27 protein-coding genes are annotated in these 25,378 nt (G+C 59.3%); 11 read left to right on the top strand and 16 right to left on the bottom strand.

Annotation, left to right across the window (positions count from 1 at the left end; genetic code table 11):
• Window positions 1–8: 8 nt before the first annotated feature.
• The 5 genes from yidC to AC0V6X_RS15490 form a co-directional block, all read right to left on the bottom strand.
• Window positions 9–1,802 (bottom strand): membrane protein insertase YidC, encoded by a 1,794-nt coding sequence (gene yidC, locus AC0V6X_RS15510; RefSeq protein WP_486185446.1) that lies wholly within the window; start codon window positions 1,800–1,802, stop codon window positions 9–11.
• A 110-nt stretch (window positions 1,803–1,912) separates the two neighbouring features.
• The gene (gene yidD / locus AC0V6X_RS15505) at window positions 1,913–2,122 is read right to left on the bottom strand and encodes a membrane protein insertion efficiency factor YidD (protein WP_486185445.1); all 210 of its coding nucleotides are present in this window, start codon (window positions 2,120–2,122) and stop codon (window positions 1,913–1,915) included.
• Window positions 2,119–2,508 carry a ribonuclease P protein component gene (gene rnpA / locus AC0V6X_RS15500; protein ID WP_486185444.1) on the bottom strand — a complete coding sequence of 130 codons (390 nt, stop codon included), beginning with the start codon at window positions 2,506–2,508 and terminating at the stop codon, window positions 2,119–2,121. The genes yidD and rnpA overlap by 4 nt, the downstream gene beginning before the upstream one ends.
• Before the next feature lie 150 nt (window positions 2,509–2,658).
• Window positions 2,659–2,793, bottom strand: coding sequence for a 50S ribosomal protein L34 (gene rpmH / locus AC0V6X_RS15495; protein WP_486185443.1), 135 nt, complete (start codon window positions 2,791–2,793; stop codon window positions 2,659–2,661).
• Between the two features lie 99 nt (window positions 2,794–2,892).
• The gene (locus tag AC0V6X_RS15490; RefSeq protein ID WP_486185442.1) at window positions 2,893–4,059 is read right to left on the bottom strand and encodes a hypothetical protein; all 1,167 of its coding nucleotides are present in this window, start codon (window positions 4,057–4,059) and stop codon (window positions 2,893–2,895) included.
• Between the two features lie 196 nt (window positions 4,060–4,255).
• Here AC0V6X_RS15490 and AC0V6X_RS15485 point away from each other — a divergent pair, with 196 nt between their 5' ends.
• Window positions 4,256–5,752: a YifB family Mg chelatase-like AAA ATPase gene (locus tag AC0V6X_RS15485; RefSeq protein WP_486185441.1), complete on the top strand. Its 1,497-nt coding sequence runs from the start codon at window positions 4,256–4,258 to the stop codon at window positions 5,750–5,752.
• Window positions 5,753–5,759: 7 nt separating this feature from the next.
• On the opposite strand, the gene recQ is transcribed toward AC0V6X_RS15485, so the two are convergent.
• Window positions 5,760–7,580 (bottom strand): DNA helicase RecQ, encoded by a 1,821-nt coding sequence (gene recQ / locus AC0V6X_RS15480; protein WP_486185440.1) that lies wholly within the window; start codon window positions 7,578–7,580, stop codon window positions 5,760–5,762.
• A 50-nt stretch (window positions 7,581–7,630) separates the two neighbouring features.
• Window positions 7,631–8,182 (bottom strand): winged helix-turn-helix transcriptional regulator, encoded by a 552-nt coding sequence (locus tag AC0V6X_RS15475; protein ID WP_486185439.1) that lies wholly within the window; start codon window positions 8,180–8,182, stop codon window positions 7,631–7,633.
• A gap of 285 nt (window positions 8,183–8,467) precedes the next feature.
• Between AC0V6X_RS15475 and AC0V6X_RS15470 the strand changes: the two genes are divergently transcribed.
• Window positions 8,468–8,818 (top strand): DUF8200 family protein, encoded by a 351-nt coding sequence (locus tag AC0V6X_RS15470; RefSeq protein WP_486185438.1) that lies wholly within the window; start codon window positions 8,468–8,470, stop codon window positions 8,816–8,818.
• Window positions 8,819–8,963: 145 nt separating this feature from the next.
• Here AC0V6X_RS15470 and AC0V6X_RS15465 read toward each other — a convergent pair whose 3' ends face one another.
• The 3 genes from AC0V6X_RS15465 to galE form a co-directional block, all read right to left on the bottom strand.
• Window positions 8,964–9,578 carry an HAD-IA family hydrolase gene (locus AC0V6X_RS15465; protein WP_486185437.1) on the bottom strand — a complete coding sequence of 205 codons (615 nt, stop codon included), beginning with the start codon at window positions 9,576–9,578 and terminating at the stop codon, window positions 8,964–8,966.
• A 106-nt stretch (window positions 9,579–9,684) separates the two neighbouring features.
• A complete protein-coding gene (gene ykgO / locus AC0V6X_RS15460) occupies window positions 9,685–9,810 on the bottom strand; it encodes a type B 50S ribosomal protein L36 (RefSeq protein WP_007165381.1) in 126 nt (41 codons plus the stop codon).
• An 88-nt stretch (window positions 9,811–9,898) separates the two neighbouring features.
• Window positions 9,899–10,912, bottom strand: coding sequence for a UDP-glucose 4-epimerase GalE (gene galE, locus AC0V6X_RS15455; protein WP_486185436.1), 1,014 nt, complete (start codon window positions 10,910–10,912; stop codon window positions 9,899–9,901).
• Between the two features lie 115 nt (window positions 10,913–11,027).
• On the opposite strand from galE, the gene AC0V6X_RS15450 reads away from it, so the two are divergent.
• The 3 genes from AC0V6X_RS15450 to AC0V6X_RS15440 are packed head-to-tail and all read left to right on the top strand — an operon-like array spanning window position 11,028 to window position 13,583.
• Complete coding sequence (locus AC0V6X_RS15450; RefSeq protein WP_486185435.1) at window positions 11,028–11,654, top strand: hypothetical protein; 627 nt, start codon at window positions 11,028–11,030, stop codon at window positions 11,652–11,654.
• A gap of 27 nt (window positions 11,655–11,681) precedes the next feature.
• Window positions 11,682–12,821 (top strand): M14 family metallopeptidase, encoded by a 1,140-nt coding sequence (locus AC0V6X_RS15445; RefSeq protein ID WP_486185434.1) that lies wholly within the window; start codon window positions 11,682–11,684, stop codon window positions 12,819–12,821.
• A 60-nt stretch (window positions 12,822–12,881) separates the two neighbouring features.
• Window positions 12,882–13,583: a DUF4197 domain-containing protein gene (locus AC0V6X_RS15440; RefSeq protein WP_486185433.1), complete on the top strand. Its 702-nt coding sequence runs from the start codon at window positions 12,882–12,884 to the stop codon at window positions 13,581–13,583.
• 10 nt (window positions 13,584–13,593) lie between these two features.
• On the opposite strand, the gene AC0V6X_RS15435 is transcribed toward AC0V6X_RS15440, so the two are convergent.
• Genes AC0V6X_RS15435 through AC0V6X_RS15420 form a run of 4 tightly spaced genes read right to left on the bottom strand, consistent with a single transcriptional unit; the run spans window position 13,594 to window position 16,219 of the window.
• Entirely contained in the window at window positions 13,594–14,547 is a 954-nt protein-coding gene (locus AC0V6X_RS15435) for a CpcT/CpeT family chromophore lyase (RefSeq protein ID WP_486185432.1), read from the bottom strand.
• On the bottom strand, window positions 14,540–14,992 hold the full coding sequence (locus AC0V6X_RS15430; RefSeq protein ID WP_486185431.1) for a cytidine deaminase: 453 nt from the start codon (window positions 14,990–14,992) through the stop codon (window positions 14,540–14,542). The genes AC0V6X_RS15435 and AC0V6X_RS15430 overlap by 8 nt, the downstream gene beginning before the upstream one ends.
• Window positions 14,971–15,696, bottom strand: coding sequence for a glycoside hydrolase family 25 protein (locus AC0V6X_RS15425; protein ID WP_486185430.1), 726 nt, complete (start codon window positions 15,694–15,696; stop codon window positions 14,971–14,973). The genes AC0V6X_RS15430 and AC0V6X_RS15425 overlap by 22 nt, the downstream gene beginning before the upstream one ends.
• Before the next feature lie 7 nt (window positions 15,697–15,703).
• Entirely contained in the window at window positions 15,704–16,219 is a 516-nt protein-coding gene (locus tag AC0V6X_RS15420) for a UPF0262 family protein (RefSeq protein WP_486185429.1), read from the bottom strand.
• Window positions 16,220–16,365: 146 nt separating this feature from the next.
• Here AC0V6X_RS15420 and AC0V6X_RS15415 point away from each other — a divergent pair, with 146 nt between their 5' ends.
• The 4 genes from AC0V6X_RS15415 to AC0V6X_RS15400 all read left to right on the top strand — a co-directional run bounded on the left by AC0V6X_RS15415 (window position 16,366) and on the right by AC0V6X_RS15400 (window position 20,555).
• On the top strand, window positions 16,366–17,883 hold the full coding sequence (locus AC0V6X_RS15415; protein ID WP_486185428.1) for a replicative DNA helicase: 1,518 nt from the start codon (window positions 16,366–16,368) through the stop codon (window positions 17,881–17,883).
• Between the two features lie 95 nt (window positions 17,884–17,978).
• The gene (gene rpoZ, locus AC0V6X_RS15410) at window positions 17,979–18,323 is read left to right on the top strand and encodes a DNA-directed RNA polymerase subunit omega (RefSeq protein ID WP_486185427.1); all 345 of its coding nucleotides are present in this window, start codon (window positions 17,979–17,981) and stop codon (window positions 18,321–18,323) included.
• A gap of 130 nt (window positions 18,324–18,453) precedes the next feature.
• Window positions 18,454–19,185: a ParA family protein gene (locus AC0V6X_RS15405; RefSeq protein WP_486185426.1), complete on the top strand. Its 732-nt coding sequence runs from the start codon at window positions 18,454–18,456 to the stop codon at window positions 19,183–19,185.
• 80 nt (window positions 19,186–19,265) lie between these two features.
• Entirely contained in the window at window positions 19,266–20,555 is a 1,290-nt protein-coding gene (locus tag AC0V6X_RS15400; protein WP_486185425.1) for a DUF3667 domain-containing protein, read from the top strand.
• Between the two features lie 68 nt (window positions 20,556–20,623).
• Here AC0V6X_RS15400 and ftsH read toward each other — a convergent pair whose 3' ends face one another.
• Window positions 20,624–22,585, bottom strand: coding sequence for an ATP-dependent zinc metalloprotease FtsH (gene ftsH, locus AC0V6X_RS15395; protein WP_486185424.1), 1,962 nt, complete (start codon window positions 22,583–22,585; stop codon window positions 20,624–20,626).
• Between the two features lie 89 nt (window positions 22,586–22,674).
• On the bottom strand, window positions 22,675–23,310 hold the full coding sequence (locus AC0V6X_RS15390; RefSeq protein WP_486185423.1) for a TetR/AcrR family transcriptional regulator: 636 nt from the start codon (window positions 23,308–23,310) through the stop codon (window positions 22,675–22,677).
• A 151-nt stretch (window positions 23,311–23,461) separates the two neighbouring features.
• On the opposite strand from AC0V6X_RS15390, the gene AC0V6X_RS15385 reads away from it, so the two are divergent.
• On the top strand, window positions 23,462–24,598 hold the full coding sequence (locus AC0V6X_RS15385; RefSeq protein ID WP_486185422.1) for an ABC transporter permease: 1,137 nt from the start codon (window positions 23,462–23,464) through the stop codon (window positions 24,596–24,598).
• A 14-nt stretch (window positions 24,599–24,612) separates the two neighbouring features.
• Window positions 24,613–25,368 (top strand): ABC transporter ATP-binding protein, encoded by a 756-nt coding sequence (locus AC0V6X_RS15380; protein WP_486185421.1) that lies wholly within the window; start codon window positions 24,613–24,615, stop codon window positions 25,366–25,368.
• The last annotated feature ends 10 nt before the right edge of the window (window positions 25,369–25,378 follow it).

The raw sequence follows: 25,378 nt of genomic DNA, 5'->3' as shown, positions 1-25,378 counted from the left end.
GGCCAGCTTTAAGCCTCGCTCTTTTCGGCTTCCTCACGGGCCGCCTTTTCGCGGGCCTTCTCCGCTTTCTCTTTCTCAGCCGCCGCTTTCAATTGCGGGTGCTTGGAATAGAGATAGCTTTGCTGCGCCAGCGTCAGGATGTTCGAGGTAACCCAGTAAAGCAGCAAGCCGGCTGCAAACGGTGCCATCACGAACATCAGGATCCACGGCATCAGATTGAAGATCTGCTGCTGCATCGGATCCATCGCGCTCGGGTTGAGCTTGAAGGTCAGCCACATCGTCACACCCAGCAAGATCGCAAGGATACCAATGCCAAGGAAGCCCGGCACATCGTATGGCAACAGGCCAAACAGATTGAGAATCGTGGCTGGATCAGGCGAGGCCAGATCGCTTATATAGAGGAACGGCTCGTGCCGCATCTCAATCGCAAGGATCAGGACTTTATACAGAGCGAAGAAGATCGGAATCTGGATCAGGAGCGGAAGACAGCCCGCGAGCGGATTGACCTTCTCCTCCTTATACAGCTCCATAATCTTTTGCTGCTGGGTCTGTTTGTCGTCCTTGTAGCGCTCTTGAATCGCCTTCATCTTCGGCTGGACAGCTTTCATCTGCGCCATCGAAGAGAATTGCTTCTGAGCAATCGGGAAAAGAAAGCCGCGAATGATGACGGTCAGCAGGATGATCGCCACACCGAAGTTGCCAACAAGGCCATTGAGCGTTGTGAGGAGCCACAAAAGCGGTTTCTCAAACCACTCAAACCAACCCCAGCTGATGGCCTTGCCGAAATAGGTAATGCCGGTGTCTTCGTAAGCGTCGAGGACATTGCTTTCCTTGGCACCTGCAAAGAGCTGGGTCGATTGCGTCAGCGTCCCACCGGCGGGAACGGTTTGAGCTTCATAGATAAGGTCTGCGCGGAACAGACTGTCTCCCAACGAACGCCAGCCAGCAGAGTCTGCTTGGCCATCGCCTGGGATGAGCGAGGAGGCCCAGTAATTGTCAGTGAAGCCAAGCCATGAGACTGCACCTGCCGGATTGTCGCGGCCCAGCTCGGCCAGCTCTTCATACGAATTGGGGTCATAAAGCGCCCCACCGAACACGCCGGTCGGACCAGCATGCGCGATAAATTGGTCAGGGGTAGCGGTCGTGCTGGTCCGCTTGATCAGCGCGAAAGGCTGCACAATGGCGGCGTTTTCGGTTGCATTCTCGACCGACTGCTCAGCAGCGATCATGTAATTGTCGTCAATCGACAGCTTGATACGGAAGGTCAGGCCGCTCTCGTCTGTGCGCGAAAGAGTGACCGGCGTTTCCGCAGTCAGTTTTTCTCCGTCCGCTTCCCAGACAGCGCGGCTCGACATGCGCTCTCCGCCAACAATGAACCCGAACTCGGCGAAATGCTGTGCATCGGTGCGGTCCGGCGCGAAGATGCGAACCGGGGGGCTGCCATCGTCCAGCGTCTCGTCATAGTCGTTGAGCGTGATGTCATCGATGCGCGCACCGACCAGATTGATCGAGCCGGACACGCGCGGTGCTTCGATCGGAATACGGGTCTCACTCGCGAGTGCGTCTGCCAGTTCAACCGGGCCTTCTTCAGGCGCCAGCTCTGCCAGGTCGCCATTGCCTGAACCAGTTGTCGCAGTGGCGGTTGCAGAAGCTGTGCTGGTCGCGGTGGGCGACGCCTCATCAGAGGCCGCCACAAGGGGTTCATCGGGTTGAGGATAGAAAAAGTCCATCCCGGCCTGCCAGCCGAAAAGCAGCAGCAGGCTAAGCACGACGGCGAGCACGAGATTACGCTGATTGTCCAAGATTTTGCCCTAAGATACTCAGATGCGAGAACGCTTCATTGGTGTGTTACTTGGGTAGAGCACTGAGCTTTTCCAACCCCATATTACGCGATTTGCTGGGCGAATCGCCTTCAAGGAACCGGATCGTGCCCATGCCCTCCCCATGGATGGCAGCGCCCTATACGCTTTATTGCGAGCCATCCACCCTTGAACGCGCCATATTTTGAAACCGCCTCAATCGCGTATTGGCTGCAAGACGGCGCGTAACGGCAGGTCGGAGGCAAAATGCGCGACGGACCCCACTGCCAAGCGCGCGCGATGAAGATGAGAATGTGCTTCACTTTTGCCCGCTCCTGCCGCGATTGCCACGCCGGGGCCGACGCCCGTTGCGCGGATCGCCCTGGCCTGCCGCAGCTCGGCCCAAGGCGACCTCAAGCTCATCCGCCATCACGTGGAAATCGCGCTCGACGCCTCCGCTGCGACCGATAAGGACATGGTCGGTGTCAGCCAAGCCTCGCCCCGGCAAGGCTGCGCGCAGCAGTTCCCGAAACCGCCGCTTCATCCGATTGCGCACCACCGCATTTCCGATCTTCTTGGTGACAGTGATGCCATAGCGCACGCCCTGCCCGCCATTGGGCCGCGTCAGCAGCACAAAACCGACGCGCGCATTCCGCAGGCCCCTATTGGCTGCAAGAAAATCAGCGCGTTTGGTGAGAACGGTAGGCATAGGGTGAGATTACGAGATCACACGCGCAAAGGCCAGATACGCAAACGGGCTCCCATGGGAGCCCGAAAGCGTGACTACGCGTCGCCGTTTATGCGGCGGAAGCCAAGCGGCCCGGATGGGCCGCGCCCGGCGCCTTTGGGCGCCTGAAAATTACGCCGTAAGCTTCTTGCGACCGCGACGGCGACGCTCACGAATGACCTTGCGGCCGCCCGGAGTTGCCTTGCGTGCGAAGAAACCGTGCCGACGGGCACGCACGAGATTGCTGGGCTGGAAAGTCCGCTTCATGATATCCTCGAAAAACTCGGTTCGATTAGAAAATACCGCTGCGCTGGACAGCAGTCTTTGGTGAGCGTTCTTACAAACGGCTCGATCAAGCGCGCGCTGTTATGGAAAAGCAGGTCCAGAGTCAAGACGAAGACCGTCAAATTGGGCCAGCGCCAGCTGAGGCTGAGCACGCAGGTCAGCATGATGGGGCGCAAGCTCGGCCAAAGTGGTCTCGCTCAGGTCAGAATAGCCGATCTGAACACGTAGCGGAATGGCAAGCTGGCTTGCATCGAGCACGCGCTGTTCGAATGCAGTGGTTGCCTTTGCGACAATCCCGGCCATCTTGCCGAAGTCTATCTGTGCCGAGGGACGCTGATCTGCACGATCCTCTGGCCGGATCCAGAACCGCATATCGTCCGCCCTCAACCACAGGGCCGTCGCATGCGGAACGGAATTGGTCATGGCGTAGAACTCACGCGCACGCGTCTCGCTCATGCCCATTTCGACGTAATAATCGAGATAGAGCCGGTGGGTTGGATCATCGACCGCAAAGTCGTCTGCCTCCCGCCCGTAATTGTCGAGCCAGGAATGCACGGCAAACTCTGCGCCGTCCTCAATTGTGCGAGTGCTGCCAGCCAGAAACAGCTCAACCGCGCCCGAACGTACTGAGCCACCACGGGGGACATGGGTTGCGATCCCTGCCTCGCGGATGCGGCGGCCCACGGCAAGGTTGGCGATGTCATTGCTTGTGCCCGGAGCCTCAACCATTTCCAGCAGTGCAATTGCGGGGAAGTCGCGCAGCATGGCTTCGAAATGCCGCGGTGAAGAGCTGTCAGTCGCTCCGATCATTGCAGCGCTGGTCGAGCTGGTAACCATGAAGGGCCCGTATTGGGCAAGCATTTGTGCCTGACCATAGGCTGGCGACGGTTGCGAGTAGCGCGCGGCTGCACGAAGGTCGGCATAGCTCTGCTCTGTGACGACGCCATTGACGATTGTCGTGGTTACAGTCGGTACATCGCGCATGTCGGCGGCCGCTGCTTCGTCTTCGACGCGCACCCATTGGCCGCTCTGGGGATCCCACTCTTCAATCCAACTGACTGAGGAGACCGTTCTGACGCTGCTGCAAACCTCACCCGACGCTTGATTGGCTTCCGCTACGTCAAGCTCGCTGGCAAAAGCCGGAGAACCAGCGAATGCGAGTTGCAGGGCAACGAATGAGCCAAGGATCAGGGCGGCAAGCTTTTGCATGGCCACCGGAATACCTTTGCCGGGTTCAGGAATTGCCAAAGTTTATACTTGCGAAGTCCTTTCGTAGGGGTGCTTAGGTAGCAAGTAAGTAACTGTTAATGCTGACCTATCGACTTAACAGGAAAGACGCCTCAGGGCTTCCCAAAGGGGGCCTGAGTTAATCTCCCAAGACCCCTCGACAAAGGCGTAGCAAAGCTTCAAACAGGGATTGGTGCAGCGTAATTGGGGGAGTTACGTGGTCGCACTTGTTCAGACCGTCGCTTATCTTGGGCTCGAAGCCCGCGGTGTCGAAGTCCAATGCCAGGTTGCCTCTGGCTTGCCGAAATTCTCTATCGTGGGACTGCCTGACAAGGCGGTGAGCGAAAGCCGTGAGCGTGTGCAAGCGGCGCTATCCGCAATGGGTCTCGCGCTCCCGCCCAAGCGGATCACTATCAACCTGTCACCTGCCGATCTGCCCAAAGACGGCTCGCACTATGATCTGCCGATTGCGCTTGCCTTGCTGGCAGCCATGGGCGTGACTGATGCTGAGCAATTGGGCGATTGGGTAGCAGTGGGAGAATTGTCGCTTGATGGGCGCATTGTCGCTTCTCCCGGAGTGCTGATTGCTGCGCTCCATGCGAATACGACCCAAAAGGGGCTGATATGCCCGTATGCACAGGGGCCCGAGGCGAAGTGGGCGAGCGATGTGCCCGTGCTCGCCCCACGCGATCTTGCCTCGTTGTTGGCGCATCTCAAAGGATCACAGGTTCTGGAGCAGCCGTCTCGCGGAGAGGTCGCCGACGCTGCCCCCTCCAACGATCTGCGCCAAGTGAGGGGTCAGGAAACGGCAAAACGCGCGCTCGAAATCGCAGCGGCAGGCGGGCACAATCTGCTGATGATGGGGCCTCCGGGTTCAGGCAAAAGCCTGCTGGCGAGCTGTCTTCCGGGGATCTTGCCCGAGCTAACTCCGCCCGAGGCACTGGAAGTCTCCATGGTGCAATCCGTTGCGGGGACATTGGAAGAGGGGCGCATCAGCCGCGCTCGCCCGTTCCGCGCCCCGCACCATTCGGCGAGTATGGCGGCGTTGACCGGCGGCGGTCTGAAAGTGCGTCCCGGCGAAGTGAGCCTTGCCCATCTGGGTGTCTTGTTCCTTGACGAGCTTCCTGAATTTCAACGCCCAGTGCTCGATTCGCTGCGCCAGCCGCTTGAGACGGGCAAAGTCGATGTTGCGCGGGCCAATGCGCATGTGACCTTCCCAGCACAGGTTCAGCTTGTGGCCGCGATGAACCCGTGCCGCTGTGGCTATGCGGGTGATCCCAAAGGCCAGTGCAACCGTTACCCGCGCTGTGTGGGCGACTATCAGGCGCGGCTGTCGGGGCCCTTGCTCGACCGGATCGACCTCCACGTCGAAGTCGGCGCGGTAAGCGCGGCGGACATGGCTCTCCCTCCCCCACAAGAAGGCAGCGTGCAGGTCGGAGCCCGCGTTGCAGAAGCCAGGTCGCGCGCGGTCAAACGCGGCGTGCGCTCCAATGCTCTGCTCGAAGGCGAGCGGCTCGATCTCCACTGTGCGCCTGAGGATGAGGCCCGCGCGTTGCTTTTAAGAGCCGCAGAAAAGCTCAACCTATCCGCGCGTGGATACACGCGAGTGCTCAGGGTCTCCCGAACCATTGCGGACCTCGCGGGCGCGGAGCGGGTGGCCCGGCCGCATGTCGCAGAGGCCTTGTCCTATCGCCAGATCATCGGGCGAAGCTAAACCGGAGTTAGGGCAGGCTGGCCTCAAATCCGCGAATGACTTCGAGGAATTTTCCGCCCCAATTGTCGAGCTTCTTCTCACCGACACCCTGAATCTCGCCCATCTGCGCGAGAGTGCCAGGACGCTCACTCGCCATGGCGCGCAGGACGCTATCGTGGAAGATGATATAGGCGGGGATGGAATTCTCTTTGGCGAGAGCCGCACGTTTGGCTCGCAACGCATCGAATAAGGGATCGCCCACGGGATTGGGGACAGCGCCAGAGCGCGCTCGACGCGATTTCTTCTTCGGGGGCTGGACGATGGTCACATCGCGCTCGCCCTTCAGAACTTCGCGTGCGCCCGGGCCCAGCTGCAAGCCGCTATGCTCGGTTAGCATCAGCATTTCATGCGCGGTGAGATTTCGCATCACTGTGCGCAGCAGCGGAGCCTCTTCATCTGACAGAATGCCAAAGACCGACAGCTTGTCATGGCCGCGCGATTGCACCCGCTCATCATCGCGGCCCAGCAGCACCTTCTCAACATGCCCGATCCCGAAGCTCTGGCCGGTGCGGTAGACCGCGGAAAGGAGCTTCTGCGCGATTGTCGTCGCGTCGATGACCTCTGGAGGCTCAAGGCAGACGTCGCAATTGCCGCAAGGTTCAGTTGGATTTTCGCCAAAGTGGCGCAGCAGGATGTTGCGGCGGCAGCTTGTTGCCTCGACCAGGGCAGCCAGCGCGTTGAGGCGCGCGCGCTCTGCACCCAGGCGCGATTCTTCGACATCAGCAAGCCATTGCCTCGCACGGGCAAAATCACTCGCCGACCAAAGCATTAACGCCTCGGCCGGATCACCATCGCGGCCCGCGCGCCCGGTTTCCTGGTAGTAAGCCTCAATCGACTTGGGCAGGCCGGCGTGGATGACAAAGCGCACGTCTGGCTTGTCGATGCCCATGCCAAAGGCGATGGTGGCGACCATCACCATATCCTCTGACTGGACAAATTCGGCTTGGACACGGGCGCGTTCTTCGGGCGGAAGGCCAGCGTGGTAGACGCCCATAGGACGACCTGTATCAACCAGCTTGGCGGCAAGGTCCTCGCACCCCTTGCGGCTGCTGGCGTAGATGATGCCTGCACCGGGCGTCCGCGCGATATACTCGCCAATCTGTTTGGGGCCGCCCGCTCTTGGTCGGATCGTATAGCGGATGTTGGGGCGGTCGAAGCCTGCAAGGACCAGCCCCTCATCCGGAATGCCCAGCTGTTTGAGCACATCTTTGCGCGTTACCTCATCCGCCGTTGCCGTCAGCGCCAGCCTCGGCACATCAGCAAAGCGGTCGAGCATGGGGGTGAGACCACGATAGTCGGTGCGAAAGTCATGGCCCCATTCGGACACACAATGCGCCTCGTCGATGGCAAAAAGCGAAATGTGCGCCTCATCCAAGAGGGCTTGGAAGCCCGACATGGTGGCACGCTCTGGCGCGACATAAAGAAGGTCCAACTCGCCGCGTCGCATCGCGTCGGCTGTCTCTGCCAAATCATTGTCAGCGGACGTCATCGACGCGGCCCGCAAGCCGACGGCGCGCGCCGAACGGATCTGGTCATGCATCAATGCGATAAGCGGAGAAATCACGATGGCCGTGCCAGGCCTCGCAATGGCAGGGAGCTGATAGCACAACGACTTGCCCGCGCCCGTTGGCATCAGCGCAAGCGTATGCTCACCCGCCATGATCCGATTGATCACAGCCTCTTGCGTGCCGCGAAAGCCGGTGAAGCCCCATGTCCGGCGCAACAGATCGGTCAGCGTCTCGCTTTCAGGATGGACGTCAGCAGATGGCTCGTCCGAAGCGAGAGTCATATGAAGAGGCTCTATAATGACAGGCCAGGGACTTCCCTGTCGCAGTTGGGCTAACTCGCAGCGGCTTTTCTGGCTGCTTCGATATCGACGATGTCGCCGCGCACGGTGGCGACACCGGGTTCAGCTATCGTGCCATCGGTGCGTTTACCCAAGTCCTCCGGGCGGACCATCCACAAGTCTTCGTGAGTCAGCACGCGGCCATCGTGGGCGAGGATCGAAACTGGGCCAATCGGAAGCCGGTCCCGTTCATCGACGAGAACAGGGTTTTCAACCTGCTCTGCTCCGTACTTCTGGCCCCATTGCCGCAAGGCGAGCATGGCGGGAAGCAAGTCAAAGCCCTTTGCCGTCAGCCGATATTCGATCTTGCGGCGGTCATCTGCGCACGGTTCGCGCTTCAGAATTCCGTGGTCGACCAGTTTGGCAAGGCGGTTGGAGAGAATGTTCCGGGCGATACCCAGTTCACTCAAGAATTCCTCGAAGTGTTTGAGGCCATTAAAGCTGGCCCTCAGGATCATGAACGACCAGCGTTCGCCCATCACTTCAAGCGCTTGTGGCAAGCCGCATTCAATCAACTCGCGCAGCGGTTCTCTTATGTCGCCCATATCAGTCCTTCTCCTGCAACCTATTTAGCGGGTTTGCCGCCAAACTCAAAATTGCGCGGAATTCCGGGGCGGAGCCGCCTTGCAATCGTCCTGATCTAGCCCCTTTTTGTGAATGGTCGGGAACCGATCAAAATAATTTCAGTTTTTAGTTGCAACTGAAAACCTAATCACATAGGTAGTGATTCGCAACTGGTTTTGTTTTGAAACGTTGCACTGCACAAATGACTACGAAACCAACACGAACGAGTTCCCAACTCTGACATAAAATTTGAAAGGACCCCGACGATGAAGACTTTCCTCCCCAACGCGATATCCAACACCGGTCGCTTCACCGTTCTCGCCCTCGCTCTGGCCTATACCGGCCTGACTTTCGGCGTTGCCACCTCAACCCCCGTCGCTGCATCGAGTGGCCCATACTACACCGCGACCCTCGCAGCCCCGACTGATGAGAATCGCGCGGTGGCAGGCGGCGTTGCATGGGCCTGCAAGGGCACCACTTGCGTTGCCAACAAAGGCACTTCGCGTCCTTCGCGCGTCTGCCGTGGCCTTTCCCGCGAAATGGGTGAGATCACATCCTTCACCGCCAATGGCGAAGCTCTGGCTGATGACAAGCTGGCGCGTTGCAACGGCAACTAAATCCCTCATACCAGCCTGAGTGTTGCTTCCCCTCACCTCGCAGCTTTCAGGCAAACGGCCCGTTCTCCACTCGGGCACACTCACCCCCGGTCGCGCATCCCCAGAAGCGCACCGGGGGTTTTTGGTGGGAGCGCTGGATCGCGCCCTACAGAAACCCGGACGCCCTCAGCTGCATCTCAAGCGCCACCGCATCGGTGAATAAATGCGCGTCCCAACCGCGCGCCTTGGCGGCCGCAATATTGGCGGCATTGTCATCGGTGAAGAAGAGATCACCTCCTTTGCGGCCTGAGCGTTCCTCAACGATTTCGTAGATGCGCGCCTCTGGCTTGGCGACCTTCTCAGTGCCTGAGACGATGATATCGTCAAATAGATCGAAGACTGGCTCGGTCGGACGGAACCCTTCCCAAAACTCATGCCCAAAATTGGTAAGGCAATAGAGCGGCACGCCGTTCGCGTGGAGGCGGCGGAGAATGCCATGCGTGCCCACCACCGGACCGGGCACTGTCTCGTTGAACCGGTCTGCATAGGCGCGGATATGGACTGCGTAGTCCGGGAACTCGGCGATGCGCTCTGGCACCATTTCGGCAAGAGGTCGGCCGCGATCGTGCTGAAAGTGCCATTCCTCTGTCACGACATTTGCCAGAAACCAGTCAAGCTCCTGCGCATCATCGATCAGTTTCTCGAACAGAGCGCGCAATTGCCAATGGAACAGAACGCGCCCAACATCGAAGACTACAGCTTTGGCTGGCGCTTTTGTCACGAAAGATAGCTCCTCAAACAGCTGCGGCCCGCTCTCCGGTTTGGAGGCGGGCCGCTTGCTTTGCTGCTGATCGCCCTATCAAAGGGCAACCGGCCAAGACGTCGATTTAGCCCTGACGAGCTTTAAAGCGACGGTTGGTCTTGTTGATCACATAGGTGCGACCACGGCGGCGAATCACGCGGCAATCGCGGTGGCGGTTTTTCAGCGACTTGAGGCTGTTGCGGATTTTCATCGTTAATCTCTCAAACAAAAAGGCGCCAAGCGGCTTGCCCGGCGCACTTCGATTTCGAAGGCGCGCTTAACCGCGTTACCGATTCTGGTCAAGCATTTGTGCGCAAATCCGCCAGTTTCCGCTCCCAAGCGAGCGCATGGGCGATGATCGTATCGAGATCGGCGTGTTTCGGCTCCCACGGCAAGGTCGCGCGCAGCAATGCCGGGTTGGAGATCAGCGAAGCGGGGTCGCCTGCACGCCGCCCCTCCATCCGCCGTTCAATGGTTCGGTTGGTGACGCGGTCGACAGCATCGAGCACTTCGAGCACCGAAAACCCGCGCCCATAACCGCAATTCATCGTCAGGGAGCGTTCGGGCTGTTCGATCAGAGCCTCCAGCGCGAGCACATGCGCCGCGGCCAGATCACTGACATGAATATAGTCGCGCACGCCGGTGCCATCCGGAGTGTCGAAATCGGTGCCATAGACGCTGACGCCATCGCGCGCGCCGAGGGCCGCCTCAACCGCGACTTTGATCAGATGCGTCGCACCCGCCGTCGATTGCCCTGTGCGCGCCTGCGGGTCAGCGCCAGCGACATTGAAATAGCGCAGCGCACAGAAGTTGAAGTCATGCGCTGCCGCCGTGTCTCCCAGCATCTGCTCGGTCATCAACTTGGAAGCGCCATAGGGATTGATCGGATTCTGAGGCGTATCCTCGCTCACCGCTCCGACCTCCGGCACGCCATAGGTCGCCGCCGTCGACGAGAAAATAAAGTGCGGCACGCCCGCCTCAACCGCCGCCGCAATGACTGCGCGGCTTTTGACCGTGTTGTTGTGATAGTATTTGAGCGGGTTCTCAACGCTCTCAGGCACGATGATTGAGCCTGCAAAGTGCATGATCGCGCCTGTATCTTGCTCGGCAAAAATGCGCGAGAGCAATTGAGCATCCTCGATATCGCCTTCGTAGAACGGCACGTCATCGGGCACAGCAAAGCGAAAGCCGGTCGACAAATTGTCGATCACCGCCACCGGCCAACCGGCATCTTTCAGCGCGAGGACAGCATGGCTGCCGATATAGCCGGCCCCGCCGGTCACCAGAACAGAAGGCTTTAAGGTCTCAGTCATGGGAGCGGCGCATAACAGGAATGGATGGCAAAAGCGTGAAAATGTGACTGCGCGCATCGCCCTTTTGCACAGGCTCGATCCGAGCGTATAAACGGGTCAGAAAAGGATATTCCCAATGCTCGCACTCAGATCCAATCTCGCCCGCGGGGCACTAGTCGCTCTCACTGCACTTTCTCTGCCAGCTTGCGTCGGCACATACACAGGCCCTGTGGAGGTCACGCGTTTCGTCGGAAGCGAGACCACCCAAGCCCTCGGTCAGGGGCCAATCGTGCTCTATTTCCCCGAAGAGCTGTCCAATCAGAATGCAAAAGCCGCCTTCACTCTGGCCCTCGAAGAAGAGCTGAGCGCAGTTGGCTACACGATCGTGGATCAGGAAGGCCCTGGCATTCAGGTCGCCACTATCCGCACCAGCCGCAATCCACTGGCCGCAGCCAGTTCACGCGGTCCGGTTAGCGTTGGCGTCGGCGGTGGAACCGGTGGCTTTGGTAGCGGCGTTGGGCTTGGCGTCGGCATCAATCTGGGCGGAGGCGAGCGCGGCCCCAATGTGCTGAGCGAGCTATCCGTGCGCATTTCGGGCGAAGATGGCGCAAGCCTTTGGGAGGGGCGCGCGCAGCAGCCTGTCTCCATGAAATCACCCTACGCTGACGTCGAAGCCAGCGCCCGCGCTTTGGCTGGAGCCTTGTTTCAGGACTTTCCCGGTGGCAATGGCGAGACCGTCAGCATAGATGTTGACGAACTCTAGGCCTTCTTACCTCTCCAAGGGACTTACATGACCAACATCGCCATCGACGCTGGCTTCGACAGCGGCAATATCGAAGTCCTGTCGATTGAAGGCACGCGCGCTCGGCTCGCTATTCCCAAAGATCACATGAGCGAGTTCGCGCAGTGGTTCCACTTTCGCGTGACCGGAGCGGCTGGCGAAGAGGTCGAGCTTAAGATCACAGGCTTGAATGACAGCGCCTATCCCGGCGGCTGGCCCGGATATGATGCCTGCGTCTCGGAAGATCGCGAATATTGGGCGCGTACCGCCTCCAGCTTCGACAAGGATCAAGAGAATGGCACCCTGACCATTCGCTACACGCCTTCATCGGCTAGCGTCTGGTTTGCTTATTTTGCGCCTTATTCGATGGAGCGGCATCACGACCTCGTCGCAGAGGCGGCATCCTGCGATGGCGTCGATCTGGTGCGTTTGGGAGAGACGCTCGACGGGCAGCCGCTCGACATGCTGGAGATGGGCGAAGGCGAAACCGCAGTGTGGCTCTACGCCCGCCAGCACCCGGGCGAGACGCAGGCGGAATGGTGGATCGAAGGAGCCCTTGAATGCCTCACCGATCCAACCGATCCAGTGGCGCGCGCACTGCGCCGTGACTGCCGCATCTATGTCGTGCCCAATTGCAATCCTGACGGATCGCGCCGGGGGCACCTGCGCACCAATGCAGTGGGCACCAACTTGAACCGCGAATGGGCCGAGCCAAGCGCCGACAAGTCGCCCGAGGTTCTCGCCATCCGCAACCGCATGGACGAAACCGGGGTCGACTTTGCAATCGACGTACACGGCGACGAGGCCATACCGGCGGTCTTCCTTGCTGGATTTGAAGGCATTCCCAGCTGGAGCGATGCGCTGGGCGATGAATACTATCGCTACCAAGCGATCCTCGACCGCCGCACGCCCGATTTCCAGACCAAGCTTGGCTATCCCAAGACTCCCCAAGGCCGCGCCAATCTGGGCATCAGCACCAACCAAGTGGCCGAGCGATATGGCGCCTGCGCGATGACGCTGGAGATGCCGTACAAGGATCTCGCTGACTTTCCCGAGCCAGAGCAAGGCTGGTCACCCGAACGCTGCAAGCTGCTTGCTCGCGACTGTCTGGCCGCTTTGGCCGAGTGGCTTGAGACACGCGAGGGCTAAAGGCCCACAAACACTGATTTTCATGCTACACTCTTCTGTAGAGTTAACGGGAGAGGGCCAATGACAAATCGTATCAACCGCCGCGCTGTGATGGCGGGCATCGCTGGAACCGGAGCGCTCATCGTATTGCCCGGAACTCTGCATGCGCAGAACCTTGGCGACATTTTGCGCCGGGCTGCGCCTGGCGATAGCGGGCTCAACCTCTCCTCGATCCTCGGCCGGGCGAGCGACAATGCGCTCGACAAACTGGCCGAACCCGGGGCCTATTACGATGACGAAGACATCCGCATCGGACTTCCGATTGTCGGACGAAGCGGTGGGCTGTTTGGCCGGATACTCAATGCGGGGAGCGATCTTGGTTTGCTCGACGGCGTCACGCGCAAGATCAACGATGCGGCAGGCGTTGCGGCAGGTGAAGCCAAACCGATATTTCGCGATGCAATCGACGACCTCTCTTTCAGCGACGCGCCCGGCATCATCCGCGAGAAGGATGGCGGCACGCAATATCTGCGCAGTTCTGCCAATGATCGCCTGCATGAGAGATTAGAGCCCCTGATCGACGATGCGCTAGAGGCAGCTGGCGTCTACTCGACCTTCGATGGTCTTGCAGAAGATCACAGCTTCATCCGGCGTGCTGGGCTCGACCGAGCCAAGATCAATCGCACTGTGACCGACCAGGGATTGGACGGAATCTTCGCCTATATCGGCGCGGAAGAGCGGGACTTCCGCGACGATCCAATCGGCGGCCTACTGGGTAACTAGCGCTCGGCAATTAGAGCGAGAAGAGCGCGTCCGGGTCGTGGCGGCACCGGACTGCAATCCCGCCCAGCTCCAATCCGATTTGCTTCGCGCCAATAGGTGCTGAGGCCCGGGCCAATGGTTCACCCGCCTCACCGGCAGCCAGAAAGTCGAGCCGCAATGCCTCGCCGATTACCGCAAGCCGCATTCGCATCGGAGCCGTCCCGTCGCCGCGTGGGATATCAAGCAGCACAAGACCACCTTGGTCATGCGTCACCACACCGACACGATTGCCGAGCCGCGCGCTATCCTCGACGTCGCAGACAAAACCCCTCGCGCGCGCGGCAATCGTGGGCGTTTCTCCGCGCATGCCGAACAGATAGTCGCCCGCCATCGATAGACCGCGATCGGCAAAGTGCATCTCAGATTTGGACAGCAGGAGATATTCCTCAAGCTGGATTTCCTGACCATAGGCGGGTAAGTCAAACCGGCACGCGCCGGCATCCAGCCGACCGATGAAATGATCGCCCTCAAACCGCCAAAACAGGTCGCAGCCTTGCAAGACGGTGGTGCCGCTCGGGCTCCAGGCTGAGGCCCCATCGTGCTTCGGGACATGAACCCGCAAGCGAATGGCCTGCCGCTTGTCATCGAGAGAGATCGAGTAAATCCGCTGGCGATAAATCTCGCCTTCGAACCCGGTGCCTTCCAGCCAGCGGCGCTGCTCGGCATAGAAAGTGATCCCTTCAAAGGCTGGAAGGTCGACGCGGCGAAAGACCGAATGACGGCGATAATTCCGCTCATCTTCGGGCAGGCCCGCACGCATCTGCATATCGGTTTGCGCAAAGCTGTCATAGCGGCCGGGAAACCACTCAAGCCACAAATCCAGCTGCTCTTCCAACGATGTGGGAACAGGCGTTTCTTCTGCCGTTTCCGCAGCCAGCGGAGCGCTGAAAAACAAAAGCGCAAAAGCAAGGAGCCACCTACTCAAGATGCGCAGGCCCAAACGCATAGGGAAGCAATTCCGACAGCGAAACGCGGCGAACTTCGTCTTTCCCGACGCACAACACGACGGGGTCCGTGCCTCCCAGTTGTGCCATCTCGTTCAGGACCTGTCGGCAGCGTCCACATGGTGTAATTGGAGCACCGTCGCCTTTGTCGAGAGGGCCCACAACCGCGACCAACTTGAGACCTCCACGCCGTCCTTCGCCAAAGGCACGCGCGACGGCAACCAATTCTGCGCAAAGCGCCAATCCGTAACTCGCATTCTCAACATTGCACCCGGTGACGACCTCGCCATCATCAAACAGCAGCGCTGAACCAACCTGATAGTCCGAATAGGGCGCATAGGCTTCCTCAGCCGCGTGGCGCGCAGCCGCGATCAGTTGAGCTTCGGTTTCGGACAGGTCCGGTTTCACCTCTGGATCACCACCCATTCAATCCCCTCCTCACTGGCTTCGCTCACCAGCTGACTGTTGGCGCTCCATAGCAGCCAGGGTCGCCCTGCATAGTCTGGCCTTGCGCGGTCGCGTACCAACCACAGATCGCGCGCGACCGTCCTTGCAGTGCCATGCCGCGCTTCGAAATCACGGCTGAGTTTCAGCACAACCGGTTTGCCTGCATGCATCTCGATCTGGTTGATGAGGGTCATCAGCTCACTTTCAACCGCCGCGTCGCTGACCGCTGGCTGGCAATCCGTACCGGTCCGGGTGAGCGCCAACGCCGGGGGCAAAAGCTCCGCATTGCGCGGCACCATGCGGGTGAAACGCGCGGATTGCTCATCAGCGCGAAGGCACGGGTCGAAGGGCTGGATCACGCCAACGCTTAGCTTGACTTCCTGTGCCGCCGCCAATCGGGCAGCGAAACCGGGATCGGGTGCAGTGCCCGCGCCTGCCAGCTCGAGATAAACGAAATCAGCGCCGATAGCGCGCAAGGTCTCGAAGCGCGTGCCTGTCGCGCCGCTCGCAATCGCTGCGCCTTGCTCCGGATAATCATCTGCATTCGGGCGCCAACTGCGCATGTCCCACCAGAGCCAAGCGGCGAACCCGGCGGCGATTAAAACGACCAAAGCGACAATGCGAAACAGCCAGCGGGCTAAGCCCCCGTTGGACTTGCGCTTGCGAGAAGACTTGCGAGCCATCGTCTCCTCAGCCCTTGATATGGAGCACGCAGATCAGCGTGAACAAGCGCCGTGCAGTGGCAAAATCGGTTTCAACTTTGCCCTCCAGCCGCTCCACTAAAAGCTCGGCAGCGCCGTTGTGAATGCCGCGGCGGGCCATGTCGATTGTCTCGATTTCTGCAGGCGTCGCCTTGCGGATGGCTTGGTAGTAGCTGTCGCAGATAGCGAAATACTCGCGGATTGGGCGACGGAACCGGGCCAACCCAATAAGCAAGGTCTCCAACGGCTCGCTGTCGTTGTCGGCAATGTCCATGGCCAGCCGACCGTCGCGCACAGCAAGATTTAGGCGGTAGGGGCCCTTCGCTCCGCGCTCCGCGCTGCGGACAGGCTTGAAGGTGTTCTCTTCGATCAGATCATAGATCGCGACCCTGCGTTCCTGCTCGACATCAGCATTGCGCCACAAAATCGTCTCTTCATCGAGCTCGATATGGGCAATGCGATGCGTTGAAGAAGCGCCCGCGGAATCGGATGGTGACATTGTCATCGCGCCTGCCTTCGCAGATGCACATGCCACACTTCAAGCACTTCGAGTGATCGTCCTCAAGCAATCCCCGCAATCCACAGGGCGGCCACAAAATTTCGTCCCTTGTAGCGGTTGCCCGAAGCCCGTGATGCGCGCATCAGAGCGCCATGGCAAATCCCACTCCACTCTCTCTGGTCGAATCAGAGACAGATAGCGCGCGCAAACTCCCTTCCAACCTTGAAGCGGAGGCGGCATTTCTCGGCGCTGTGCTGATCGACAATCGCGTGGTCGAGGAATTGCAGACCCCGATCCGTCCTGAACACTTCTTCGAGCCCCTGCATGAGCGGATTTACGAGCGGATTCTTGCTCTGCTTGAACGCAATGCAACCGCTTCGCCTGTGACCTTGCGCCCTCATTTTGAGGCGGACGAAGCGTTGAAGGAGCTCGGCGGCCCGAAATATCTGGCTCAACTGACTGCCAATGGCGCTGGCCTGCTCGCCCCGCGTGAACTCGCGCAGCAAATCTATGATCTGGCACTCTTGCGGGAATTGGTAAGCGTGGGTCGCGGCCTCGTCGAAGGCGCGCTCGACACATCGGAGGAAACCAGCCCGGTTGACCGCATCGCAGCAGCGGAAGCCGATCTCTACCGCGTGGCCGAAGGAGCTGCGACCGGCAAGGAAGCCTCGACCTTCCGTGAGGCATCGCTGACCGCGATCAAGATGGTCGAAGCGGCGATGAATTCCGGCGGAGGATTGTCGGGCAAGACGACAGGCCTCGACTCGATCGATCGCAAGACGTCAGGCCTGCACGAAAGTGACCTTATCATCCTCGCGGGGCGTCCCGGCATGGGTAAAACAGCGCTGGCGACCAACATCGCTTTCAACTGTGCGGAGGCTCACTTGCAATGGCAGCGAGATGGGGGCGACTTCAACTATGGCGCGCCTGCGGCGTTTTTCAGTCTGGAGATGAGCGCCGACCAGCTCGCCACGCGTATCCTCGCCGAACAGGCCGAAATCAGTTCTGAATCGCTTCGCAGCGGTAAGATGGACCGGGATGAGTTTCAGCAGCTGAGCTATGCCAGCCAGCGTCTGGCCGAACTGCCGCTCTACATCGATGACACCCCCGCGCTCACCATTGCGGCCCTGCGCACCCGCGCGCGGCGGTTGAAGCGTCGGCATGACATCGGCTTGATCGTGGTCGACTATTTGCAGCTGCTCCAAGGTTCGGGCCGCGCCAATGACAACCGCGTCAACGAAATCTCCGAAATTAGCCGTGGCCTCAAGACGCTGGCCAAGGAACTGAGCGTTCCGGTCATCGCGCTCTCTCAGCTGAGCCGTGCAGTTGAGCAACGCGAAGACAAGCGACCAATGCTATCGGACCTCAGGGAATCAGGCTCGATCGAGCAGGATGCCGACATGGTCTGGTTCGTCTATCGCGAGGATTATTACCTCGCTTCAACCGAGCCAGAAGGACGCCGGCCTGATGGGACGTTTGCCACCCCCGAAGCCGAAGCCTTCCACGCCGAATGGTCGCAAAAGTTTGACGAAGTGCGCGGCCGGGCTTCGCTCAATGTCGCCAAACAACGCCACGGTTCTACCGGTATGGTGCCGCTGCACTTCCAGAGCGAATTCACCAAGTTTACCTCGCCCAATATGAAGGATTATTCGGATTGGGGGATTGAGTAGGCCTCGGTCCCCCCGAGGAGAATCATTGACTTTTCGCAAGCGCCCGCCTAGCTCGACGAACTTCCAGAAATTCAGACTGAAAAAGGCCTCAAACGATGGCACGCGTTACCGTTGAAGATTGCGTCGACAAGGTTCCAAACCGCTTCGATCTCGTTCTGCTTGCTGCGCAGCGCGCTCGCGAGATTTCCGGCGGTAGCGAGCTGACGCTTGATAGGGACCGCGACAAAAATCCGGTCGTCGCCCTGCGTGAGATCGCTGAGCAGACCATCAAGCCCAAAGAGCTGAAAGAGTCGCTCGTCACCGGTCTTCAGAAGATTCTGCCGGACGACGAAGACGATGCGGATGAAATCGGTTCGCTCAGCCAATCGGCTGAAGCTCTGCGGATCACCGCTAGCGCCCCCACCCGTTCGACGTCGATTGGCGCCGATTACGACGGCTAAGTGCACATGCAATGTCAGGGGCGACATGTCCCGAAATGAAAAGGCCGCCAGATTGGCGGCCTTTTTCGTTCTGGCCCGTGTCATAAAGGCGCGGTAGAATCCCAGAGCATTCACAGCGCAAGGACAGCACATGGCGTCGATTGCAGTTTACAGCGTCAAGGGCGGGGTTGGTAAGACAACCTTCGCGGTAAACCTTGCCTGGTGCTCTGCGACGATCTCGCGCCGAGAAACCTTGCTGTGGGACTTGGACGCGGCGAATGGATCAGGCTTCTTGCTGGACGTGGACCCGAAGAAAAAGCGCACGGCAGAAAGCGTCTTCGACCAGGATCGCTCGCCGACCAAACTGATCCGCAAGACAGAATATTCCAACCTCAAACTGCTGCCAGCTGACGAAAGCATCCGTACGCTGGACCGACAATTCGCGCGGATTGGGAAGAAAAAGCGGCTCGCCAAGCTGGTCGATACGCTGTCGAAAGACTTCGACCGGATCATCTTTGATTGTCCTCCGGTTTTGAACGAGGTGAGCGCGCAGGTCATGCGGGCCGCCGATGTGGTGATCGTGCCTCTACCCCCCTCCCCACTTTCGACCCGGGCTTTCGAGCAAGTGGTCGCCGAAGTGCGCGGCAGCGGTAAGAGCCACCCTCCGATCCTGCCCGTCCTTTCCATGGTGGACATGCGCCGTTCGCTGCACAAGCAAGCGCGGGAAGCCAATCCGCGATGGCCAGTGGTTCCTCTGGCGAGCGCGATTGAACAATGCGCGGTTGAGCAAAAGCCGGTCGGCGCCTTTGCCCCGCGTTCTCCCGCCGCACGCGCCTTTGCCCAGCTTTGGACCGCGATCGAGCGCAAGCTCGCCAAGGGCTAGAGCACCGCGGGGCGTTAGCGATTGCAGCGCCCTTCTGGCTGCCTATACTTGCCCGCCTACAAGACAGGGGCAGGACCGCGATGAGTGACATTGCCGAAGGAATTGGTGCAGCCGTCGAAGGATCGCTTGTCGGGCGCGCGGTGGAGCCCGACCACGCCGGAGACGGCAAACCCACCGGAGCCGACGGCACCTGCCTAAATTGCGGAGCCGACCTTAAAGGCGGTGCCTATTGCCAGTCTTGCGGTCAGAAATCCCACGTCCACCGTTCGCTCAGCGCAATCCTCCATGACCTGATCCACGGCGTTTTGCATCTGGACGGCAAGTTCTGGCTGACCTTGCCACTTCTGGTGTTCAAACCAGGCAAGCTCACCCGGCGCTACATCGAGGGTGAGCGCGCGAAGTTTGTCAGCCCGATGGCGATGTTCCTGTTCAGCATCTTTGCGATGTTTGCCGTGTTCCAGATGGTAGGACTTACCGCACCGACTGATCTCAAGGGTGATGCCCGAGCGCAGGTCACACAGATGGTCGAGGCGGAAAAGGAGGTGGTGAATGCACAGATCGCACAGATCGATGAGCAATTGGCCACGGCTACCCTAGACGACGCAAGCCGCGCTACGTTGCAAACGGAACGCGCGAAGCTGGAGACCGATCTTATCCTGCTCGAAGAACGCGGCCAGAACCTCACCCAATGGCTGACTTCCGGGAGCTCCGATGTTCTTGGCTCTCTGCAAAACGCCGGTGAAGACCAGCTCGCGATTTCGCGAGAGCAACTGGCGAACCTGCCAGAGGGCTCAGCCGAATATGAGCAACTGGCCGAAGAAATTGGCTCCGCTGAAAAAGCACTGTCGGAGTTCGAGCAATTTGAGCAAACTGCTTTCAACTCCGGACCTTTCGTCCAGACCGAAGATGGCGCGACAACGATTGAGAGCACAGGGGTCTCGTTCATCGACAAGCTGCTCGACAAATGGAACGAAAACCCCAGTCTGATGGTCTATAAGATGCAGGCCAATGGCTATAAATTCAGCTGGTTGCTGATCCCACTATCGATTCCGTTTGTGTGGCTGATCTTCGCATGGAAGCGCCGGTTCAAGGCCTATGACCATGCGATCTTTGTGACCTATTCGCTCAGCTTCATGTCGCTGCTCTTTATCACGATGTCGCTGATCGCGGTAAGCCCGATGGACAGCAGTGGCGGTTGGGCGTTCGCGCTGTTTTCAATCGTCGCGCCGCTGCATGTCTACAAACATCTCAAATACACATACGAGTTGAGCCGGTTTTCTGCGCTCTGGCGCTTCTTTGCGCTCTTCGTGTTTATCCTCTTTGTCATCATGCTGTTCTTGCAGGCGCTGCTGCTGTTGGGCGCATTCTGAGGAGGCATAAAAAAGGGCGCCCTGGCCTTTCGCCAGAGCGCCCTTTTATGTTCGAAATTTAGGCCAAGTCAGGCGCCCTGCGGAGCCTCACCACCCTTTCCGCCAAAGCGTTTGCCCGCCTTGGGAATAGCGCTGCCGTGGCTCGGCACGACCTTGGCTGGACCGCGTGGCTCATCCGGACGGTCGATCTTGCCGTCCTTCATCAGAGCGTCGATCTCATCACCGGTTAGTGTCTCATATTCGAGCAGCGCCTGAGCAAGCAGATGGAGTTTGTCCTCCTGCTCCGTCAGAATGTCGGTCGCCCGCTTAAGGCCACCTTCGACCAAATCCTTGATCTCGGCATCGATCTGACGGTTGGTATCGGCACCGCGCATCGTACGTGAGCTTTGCCCCATGCCAAGATAGCCTTCTTGGCTTTCTTCATACATCAGCGGGCCAAGCTTGTCCGACATGCCCCATTTGGTGACCATGTTTCGGGCCAGATCGGTCGCATATTGGATGTCACCTGACGCACCGCTCGACACTTTGTCGTGACCGAAGATGATTTCTTCTGCGACACGCCCGCCCATAGCGACCGCCAGGTTCGCGTGCATTTTGTCGCGGTGATAAGAGTAACTGTCCCGCTCTGGCAGGCGCATGACCATGCCCAGCGCTCGGCCGCGAGGGATGATCGTTGCCTTGTGGATCGGGTCAGAGGCCGGCTCATTCAGCGAAACAAGCGCGTGGCCTGCCTCGTGATAGGCGGTCATCTTCTTCTCATCCTCGGTCATCACCATGGAGCGACGTTCCGCGCCCATCATGACCTTGTCCTTGGCGTCTTCGAACTCTTGCATAGCGACGAGACGCTTATTGCGGCGCGCGGCCAGCAGAGCAGCTTCGTTGACAAGGTTGGCGAGGTCAGCACCCGAGAAGCCCGGCGTGCCGCGCGCAATCGTGCGGGGGTTCACATCAGGCGCGAGTGGCACTTTCTTCATGTGCACACCGAGGATTTTCTCGCGTCCATCGATATCGGGGATCGGCACCACGACTTGACGGTCGAAACGGCCCGGACGCAGCAGCGCGGGGTCGAGCACGTCGGGACGGTTGGTGGCCGCGACAATGATGATGCCTTCGTTGGCCTCAAAACCATCCATCTCGACAAGCAGTTGGTTAAGTGTCTGCTCACGCTCATCATTCGAGTTGCCAAGGCCATGGCCACGCGAGCGGCCAACTGCGTCGATCTCATCAATGAAGACAATGCAGGGCGCGTTCTTCTTGGCTTGCTCGAACATGTCGCGCACACGGCTCGCGCCGACGCCGACGAACATCTCGACGAAATCCGAACCCGAAATGGTGAAGAACGGGACGCCAGCTTCGCCTGCGATAGCGCGGGCCAGAAGAGTCTTACCGGTACCCGGCGAACCGACCAGCAGCGCACCCTTGGGGATCTGACCGCCAAGTTTGGAGAAGCGTTGCGGGTCCTTGAGGAACTCGACGACCTCTTCCAACTCTTCGCGGGCCTCATCGATGCCTGCGACATCTTCGAAAGTCACTCGGCCAGAGCGTTCGGTCAGCATCTTTGCCTTGGACTTGCCAAATCCCATCGCGCCACCGCCGCCGCCCTTCTGCATCTGACGCAGAGCGAAAAAGGCGATACCGAGGATCAGGATGAAGGGCAGAGACTGGATCAGGATGTAGAGCAGCATATTAGGCTCTTCCCGCGCCATCCCGGTAAACTCTACGTTGTTCTCTTCGAGGAGCTGCGGAAGCTCACGGTCGCCAGGAATCGGGACGGTCGTGAACGTGTTGTCGTTGCTGTACGTCCCAACAATCCGATCCTCGCCGATTTCGACCGATTTGATCGACCCGGTGGTGATCTGTTCCTTGAACTCGGAGTAATCGATCTGTGCGCCCGTGGCAGTGCCAGAGCCGTTGAACATCGAGACAACCAACAGCAGCGCCATAAATATGCCGCCCCAGATCATCAGTTGTTTGACCCATGGGTTTTGGCCCTCGGGAGGCTGCTCGTTCGGGTCGTTCTGATCGTTCATGACAAATCGAGTCCTTTCTCAAGCCAAATATGTAGGTGCGCACAGGTGAATGGCAAGCAAATGCGTGTCGGGTAATTTCTCGATCAGACTTATCGAGAGTCGGTTCCGTATGCCGCCAAGAACACATTCACTGCTCCTGCGATCCGCCGCGCGCTTTCCTCTTTGGTAGGATTTACCCCAAACCGGCGCTCCATATCACCCATGCCTTTGACCATCGAAACGAACTGTTCAGCGGCAAGCTCGGGGTCGGAAATGGACAGCTCGCCCGAGGCGCTGGCGTGGGCAAGATAGGCACTGAAGCTCGCCTTCATACGCCAGGGACCGGCTTCGAGAAAAGCCTGCCCGATTGAGGCTTCATGTTCAGTCTCTGCGGCAATCCGACGGTCGAACTGGATCATTTCGGGCCGGGAGAGGAAGGCATACATCGCTTCAGCAATGCCGGTGAGGCGTTCACGAATCGAGCCAGACGGCATGTCATCCAGACTGAAATAGCCGCGCATCTTCTCGCATTCGCGCGTCACGGCGGCGGCGAAAAGCGCGCGCTTGTCACCAAAGTGATTATAGATCGTGACCTTGGAGACGCCCGCATCGGCTGCAACCTGCTCGATTGAGGTTGCCGCGAAGCCTTCATCGAAGAATCGGTCGCTGGCCGCCGCAACAATCGCATCACGCTTGGCGTTGTCGGATGGGCGGCCGGGACGCTTCTTTTCGGTGGCAGCAGACACTTTTTTGGAACCTTTGGGAGATTGTGCGGTTGACAAAATGAACGGTCGCGTTCATTTGAACGGCCTCGTTCAATATTGTCGATTCCTCCCCACGGCGCAAGCCCCCCTTGCGCCCCAGTACCAAACCCCGTTTCCAAAGGCCCGCTCCCCCATGCTCTGGATCGCGATCCGAATGCTCACCGGCGACAAGCAAAAGTTCTACGGGCTTTTGTTCGGCATCGCCTTTTCGACCCTGCTAATCACCCAGCAGCTCACGATCTTCGTGAACCTGATCGAACGCGGTGCGAGCGGCGTCTACAATGCGCCCGAGGCTGAGATCTGGGTCATGGACCCGGTCAGCCGTACAACCGACGTCAAATATGAGATGCCCGCGACTGCGCTGGATGAAGTCCGCTCGGTCCGCGGCGTCGAGTGGGCCGTTCCCCATCTGCGCGCCAATGCTTCGGTCCGTTCCTCCACCGGCGATCTTGAGGGTGTCGCAATCATTGGCGTCGACGATGCGACACTGATCGGCCTGCCTCGCAACATGCTTGAAGGGTCAAAGAACACGCTCTCGCGTCCTGACACGGTCATTATCGACGACTTGGGTGTCGAGAATATGTTTGAGGATGGAACGGAGCCGATCGGCCAAAGGCTGGAGCTGAACGATCAGCGTGCCGTCATTCGCGGCGTTGCCGATTCGATCCCCAGCTTCACCAGCCAAGTGACGCTCTATACGAAATACACCAATGCGCTGAATTACGTCCCCGGGACCCGTAATCGCCTCAGCTTCGTGCTTGCCGGCGTGAGCGAAGGTCAGGACCCTGTAACCGTCGCGGCGCGGATCGAAGAGCAAACTGGCCTCAAAGCCGAGACTCGCGACGAATTCGCGCAGGCCGGCGTGGATTTCATCATCGAGAACACCGGCATCCCGACCAATTTCGGTATCACTGTTGTGCTGGGCTTTGTGGTCGGTGTCGCCATCGTGGGCCTGACCTTCAGCCTGTTTATCCGTGACAACATCAAGCAGTTCGGCGCGCTCAAGGCGATTGGCGTGACCAACGCCAAGATCATTCGCATGGTCGCGGTGCAGGCAGGACTGGTCGGCTCGGTTGGCTATGCGCTGGGCGTCGTGGGCACGGCGCTGTTTATGTACGCCTTTAGCGGCGTGCCAGAATTCAAGGGCTTCTACATTCCGCTCGCGATACCGTTCGTCAGCTTCGTCGCTGTGATCGTGATTCTTGCGCTGACCGGTTGGACTGCGCTTCGCAGCGTCCTCAACACCGAACCCGCTTCGGTCTTCCGGTAAGGGGTGCGCGAAGGATGAACACTTCCGACGGACAAATGATGGACACCTCGCAAATAGGCGGATGCTCGCCGGAGGCCGCGATCTGCGCTCGCGGGATCATTCGCGATTTCAAAGCGGGCCAATCGACCATCCGCGTGCTCCACGGCATCGACACCGACATCAAGTCGGGCGAGATGACTTACGTTGTGGGCGAAAGCGGCTCAGGCAAAACGACGCTGATCTCGATCATGTGCGGGATCCTTTGGCCAACCGAAGGCGAGGTGAAAGTCTTCGGCACCGACATCTACAAGCTTTCGGACACCGAGCTCGTCAATTTCCGTCTCGAGAATATCGGTTTCATCTTTCAGCAGTACAATCTGATCCCCTCGATCGATGCCGCTGCAAACGCTGCCGTGCCATTGATCGCCAAGGGCGTTCCTGTCGAAGAGGCACGGCGGAAAGCCAAAGAGCTGCTCGAAAAGCTCAATATCGGCGATCAGGCAGAAAAGTTGCCCAACCAGCTCTCTGGTGGCCAGCAACAGCGTGTCGCGATTGCGCGCGCGCTGGTGCATGAGCCGCGGCTCGTGGTGTGTGATGAGCCAACCGCCGCTCTCGATGCAAGCTCGGGCCGACGTGTGATGGATCTGCTGCGCGAAGTGGCCGTTGCCCCCGACCGCGCCTGCATCATCGTGACCCACGACAACCGCATTTTCGACCTCGCTGACCGCATCCTTGTGCTTGAGGATGGGTTGGTAACCCATGACGGCACTGAGATGCCGGACGACCACTAAGAAACCCCCT

It is taken from the genome of Erythrobacter sp. S267 (assembly GCF_057365045.1).
Note: the sequence above shows the minus strand (reverse complement) of the source record. Positions and strands in the feature narration are given on the sequence as shown.

What these genes read in the sequence shown, in the direction of transcription:
- AC0V6X_RS15400 (WP_486185425.1), top strand. Translation starts at nt 19,266, where the DNA reads ATGAGTGACATTGCCGAAGGAATTGGTGCAGCCGTCGAAGGATCGCTT.
- recQ (WP_486185440.1), bottom strand. Translation starts at nt 7,580, where the DNA reads ATGACTCTCGCTTCGGACGAGCCATCTGCTGACGTCCATCCTGAAAGC.
- rnpA (WP_486185444.1), bottom strand. Translation starts at nt 2,508, where the DNA reads ATGCCTACCGTTCTCACCAAACGCGCTGATTTTCTTGCAGCCAATAGG.
- AC0V6X_RS15405 (WP_486185426.1), top strand. Translation starts at nt 18,454, where the DNA reads ATGGCGTCGATTGCAGTTTACAGCGTCAAGGGCGGGGTTGGTAAGACA.
- AC0V6X_RS15420 (WP_486185429.1), bottom strand. Translation starts at nt 16,219, where the DNA reads ATGACAATGTCACCATCCGATTCCGCGGGCGCTTCTTCAACGCATCGC.
- AC0V6X_RS15415 (WP_486185428.1), top strand. Translation starts at nt 16,366, where the DNA reads ATGGCAAATCCCACTCCACTCTCTCTGGTCGAATCAGAGACAGATAGC.
- AC0V6X_RS15425 (WP_486185430.1), bottom strand. Translation starts at nt 15,696, where the DNA reads ATGGCTCGCAAGTCTTCTCGCAAGCGCAAGTCCAACGGGGGCTTAGCC.
- AC0V6X_RS15385 (WP_486185422.1), top strand. Translation starts at nt 23,462, where the DNA reads ATGCTCTGGATCGCGATCCGAATGCTCACCGGCGACAAGCAAAAGTTC.
- AC0V6X_RS15470 (WP_486185438.1), top strand. Translation starts at nt 8,468, where the DNA reads ATGAAGACTTTCCTCCCCAACGCGATATCCAACACCGGTCGCTTCACC.
- AC0V6X_RS15440 (WP_486185433.1), top strand. Translation starts at nt 12,882, where the DNA reads ATGACAAATCGTATCAACCGCCGCGCTGTGATGGCGGGCATCGCTGGA.
- rpmH (WP_486185443.1), bottom strand. Translation starts at nt 2,793, where the DNA reads ATGAAGCGGACTTTCCAGCCCAGCAATCTCGTGCGTGCCCGTCGGCAC.
- AC0V6X_RS15450 (WP_486185435.1), top strand. Translation starts at nt 11,028, where the DNA reads ATGCTCGCACTCAGATCCAATCTCGCCCGCGGGGCACTAGTCGCTCTC.
- ftsH (WP_486185424.1), bottom strand. Translation starts at nt 22,585, where the DNA reads ATGAACGATCAGAACGACCCGAACGAGCAGCCTCCCGAGGGCCAAAAC.
- rpoZ (WP_486185427.1), top strand. Translation starts at nt 17,979, where the DNA reads ATGGCACGCGTTACCGTTGAAGATTGCGTCGACAAGGTTCCAAACCGC.
- AC0V6X_RS15380 (WP_486185421.1), top strand. Translation starts at nt 24,613, where the DNA reads ATGAACACTTCCGACGGACAAATGATGGACACCTCGCAAATAGGCGGA.
- AC0V6X_RS15445 (WP_486185434.1), top strand. Translation starts at nt 11,682, where the DNA reads ATGACCAACATCGCCATCGACGCTGGCTTCGACAGCGGCAATATCGAA.
- AC0V6X_RS15430 (WP_486185431.1), bottom strand. Translation starts at nt 14,992, where the DNA reads ATGGGTGGTGATCCAGAGGTGAAACCGGACCTGTCCGAAACCGAAGCT.
- AC0V6X_RS15475 (WP_486185439.1), bottom strand. Translation starts at nt 8,182, where the DNA reads ATGGGCGACATAAGAGAACCGCTGCGCGAGTTGATTGAATGCGGCTTG.
- ykgO (WP_007165381.1), bottom strand. Translation starts at nt 9,810, where the DNA reads ATGAAAATCCGCAACAGCCTCAAGTCGCTGAAAAACCGCCACCGCGAT.
- galE (WP_486185436.1), bottom strand. Translation starts at nt 10,912, where the DNA reads ATGACTGAGACCTTAAAGCCTTCTGTTCTGGTGACCGGCGGGGCCGGC.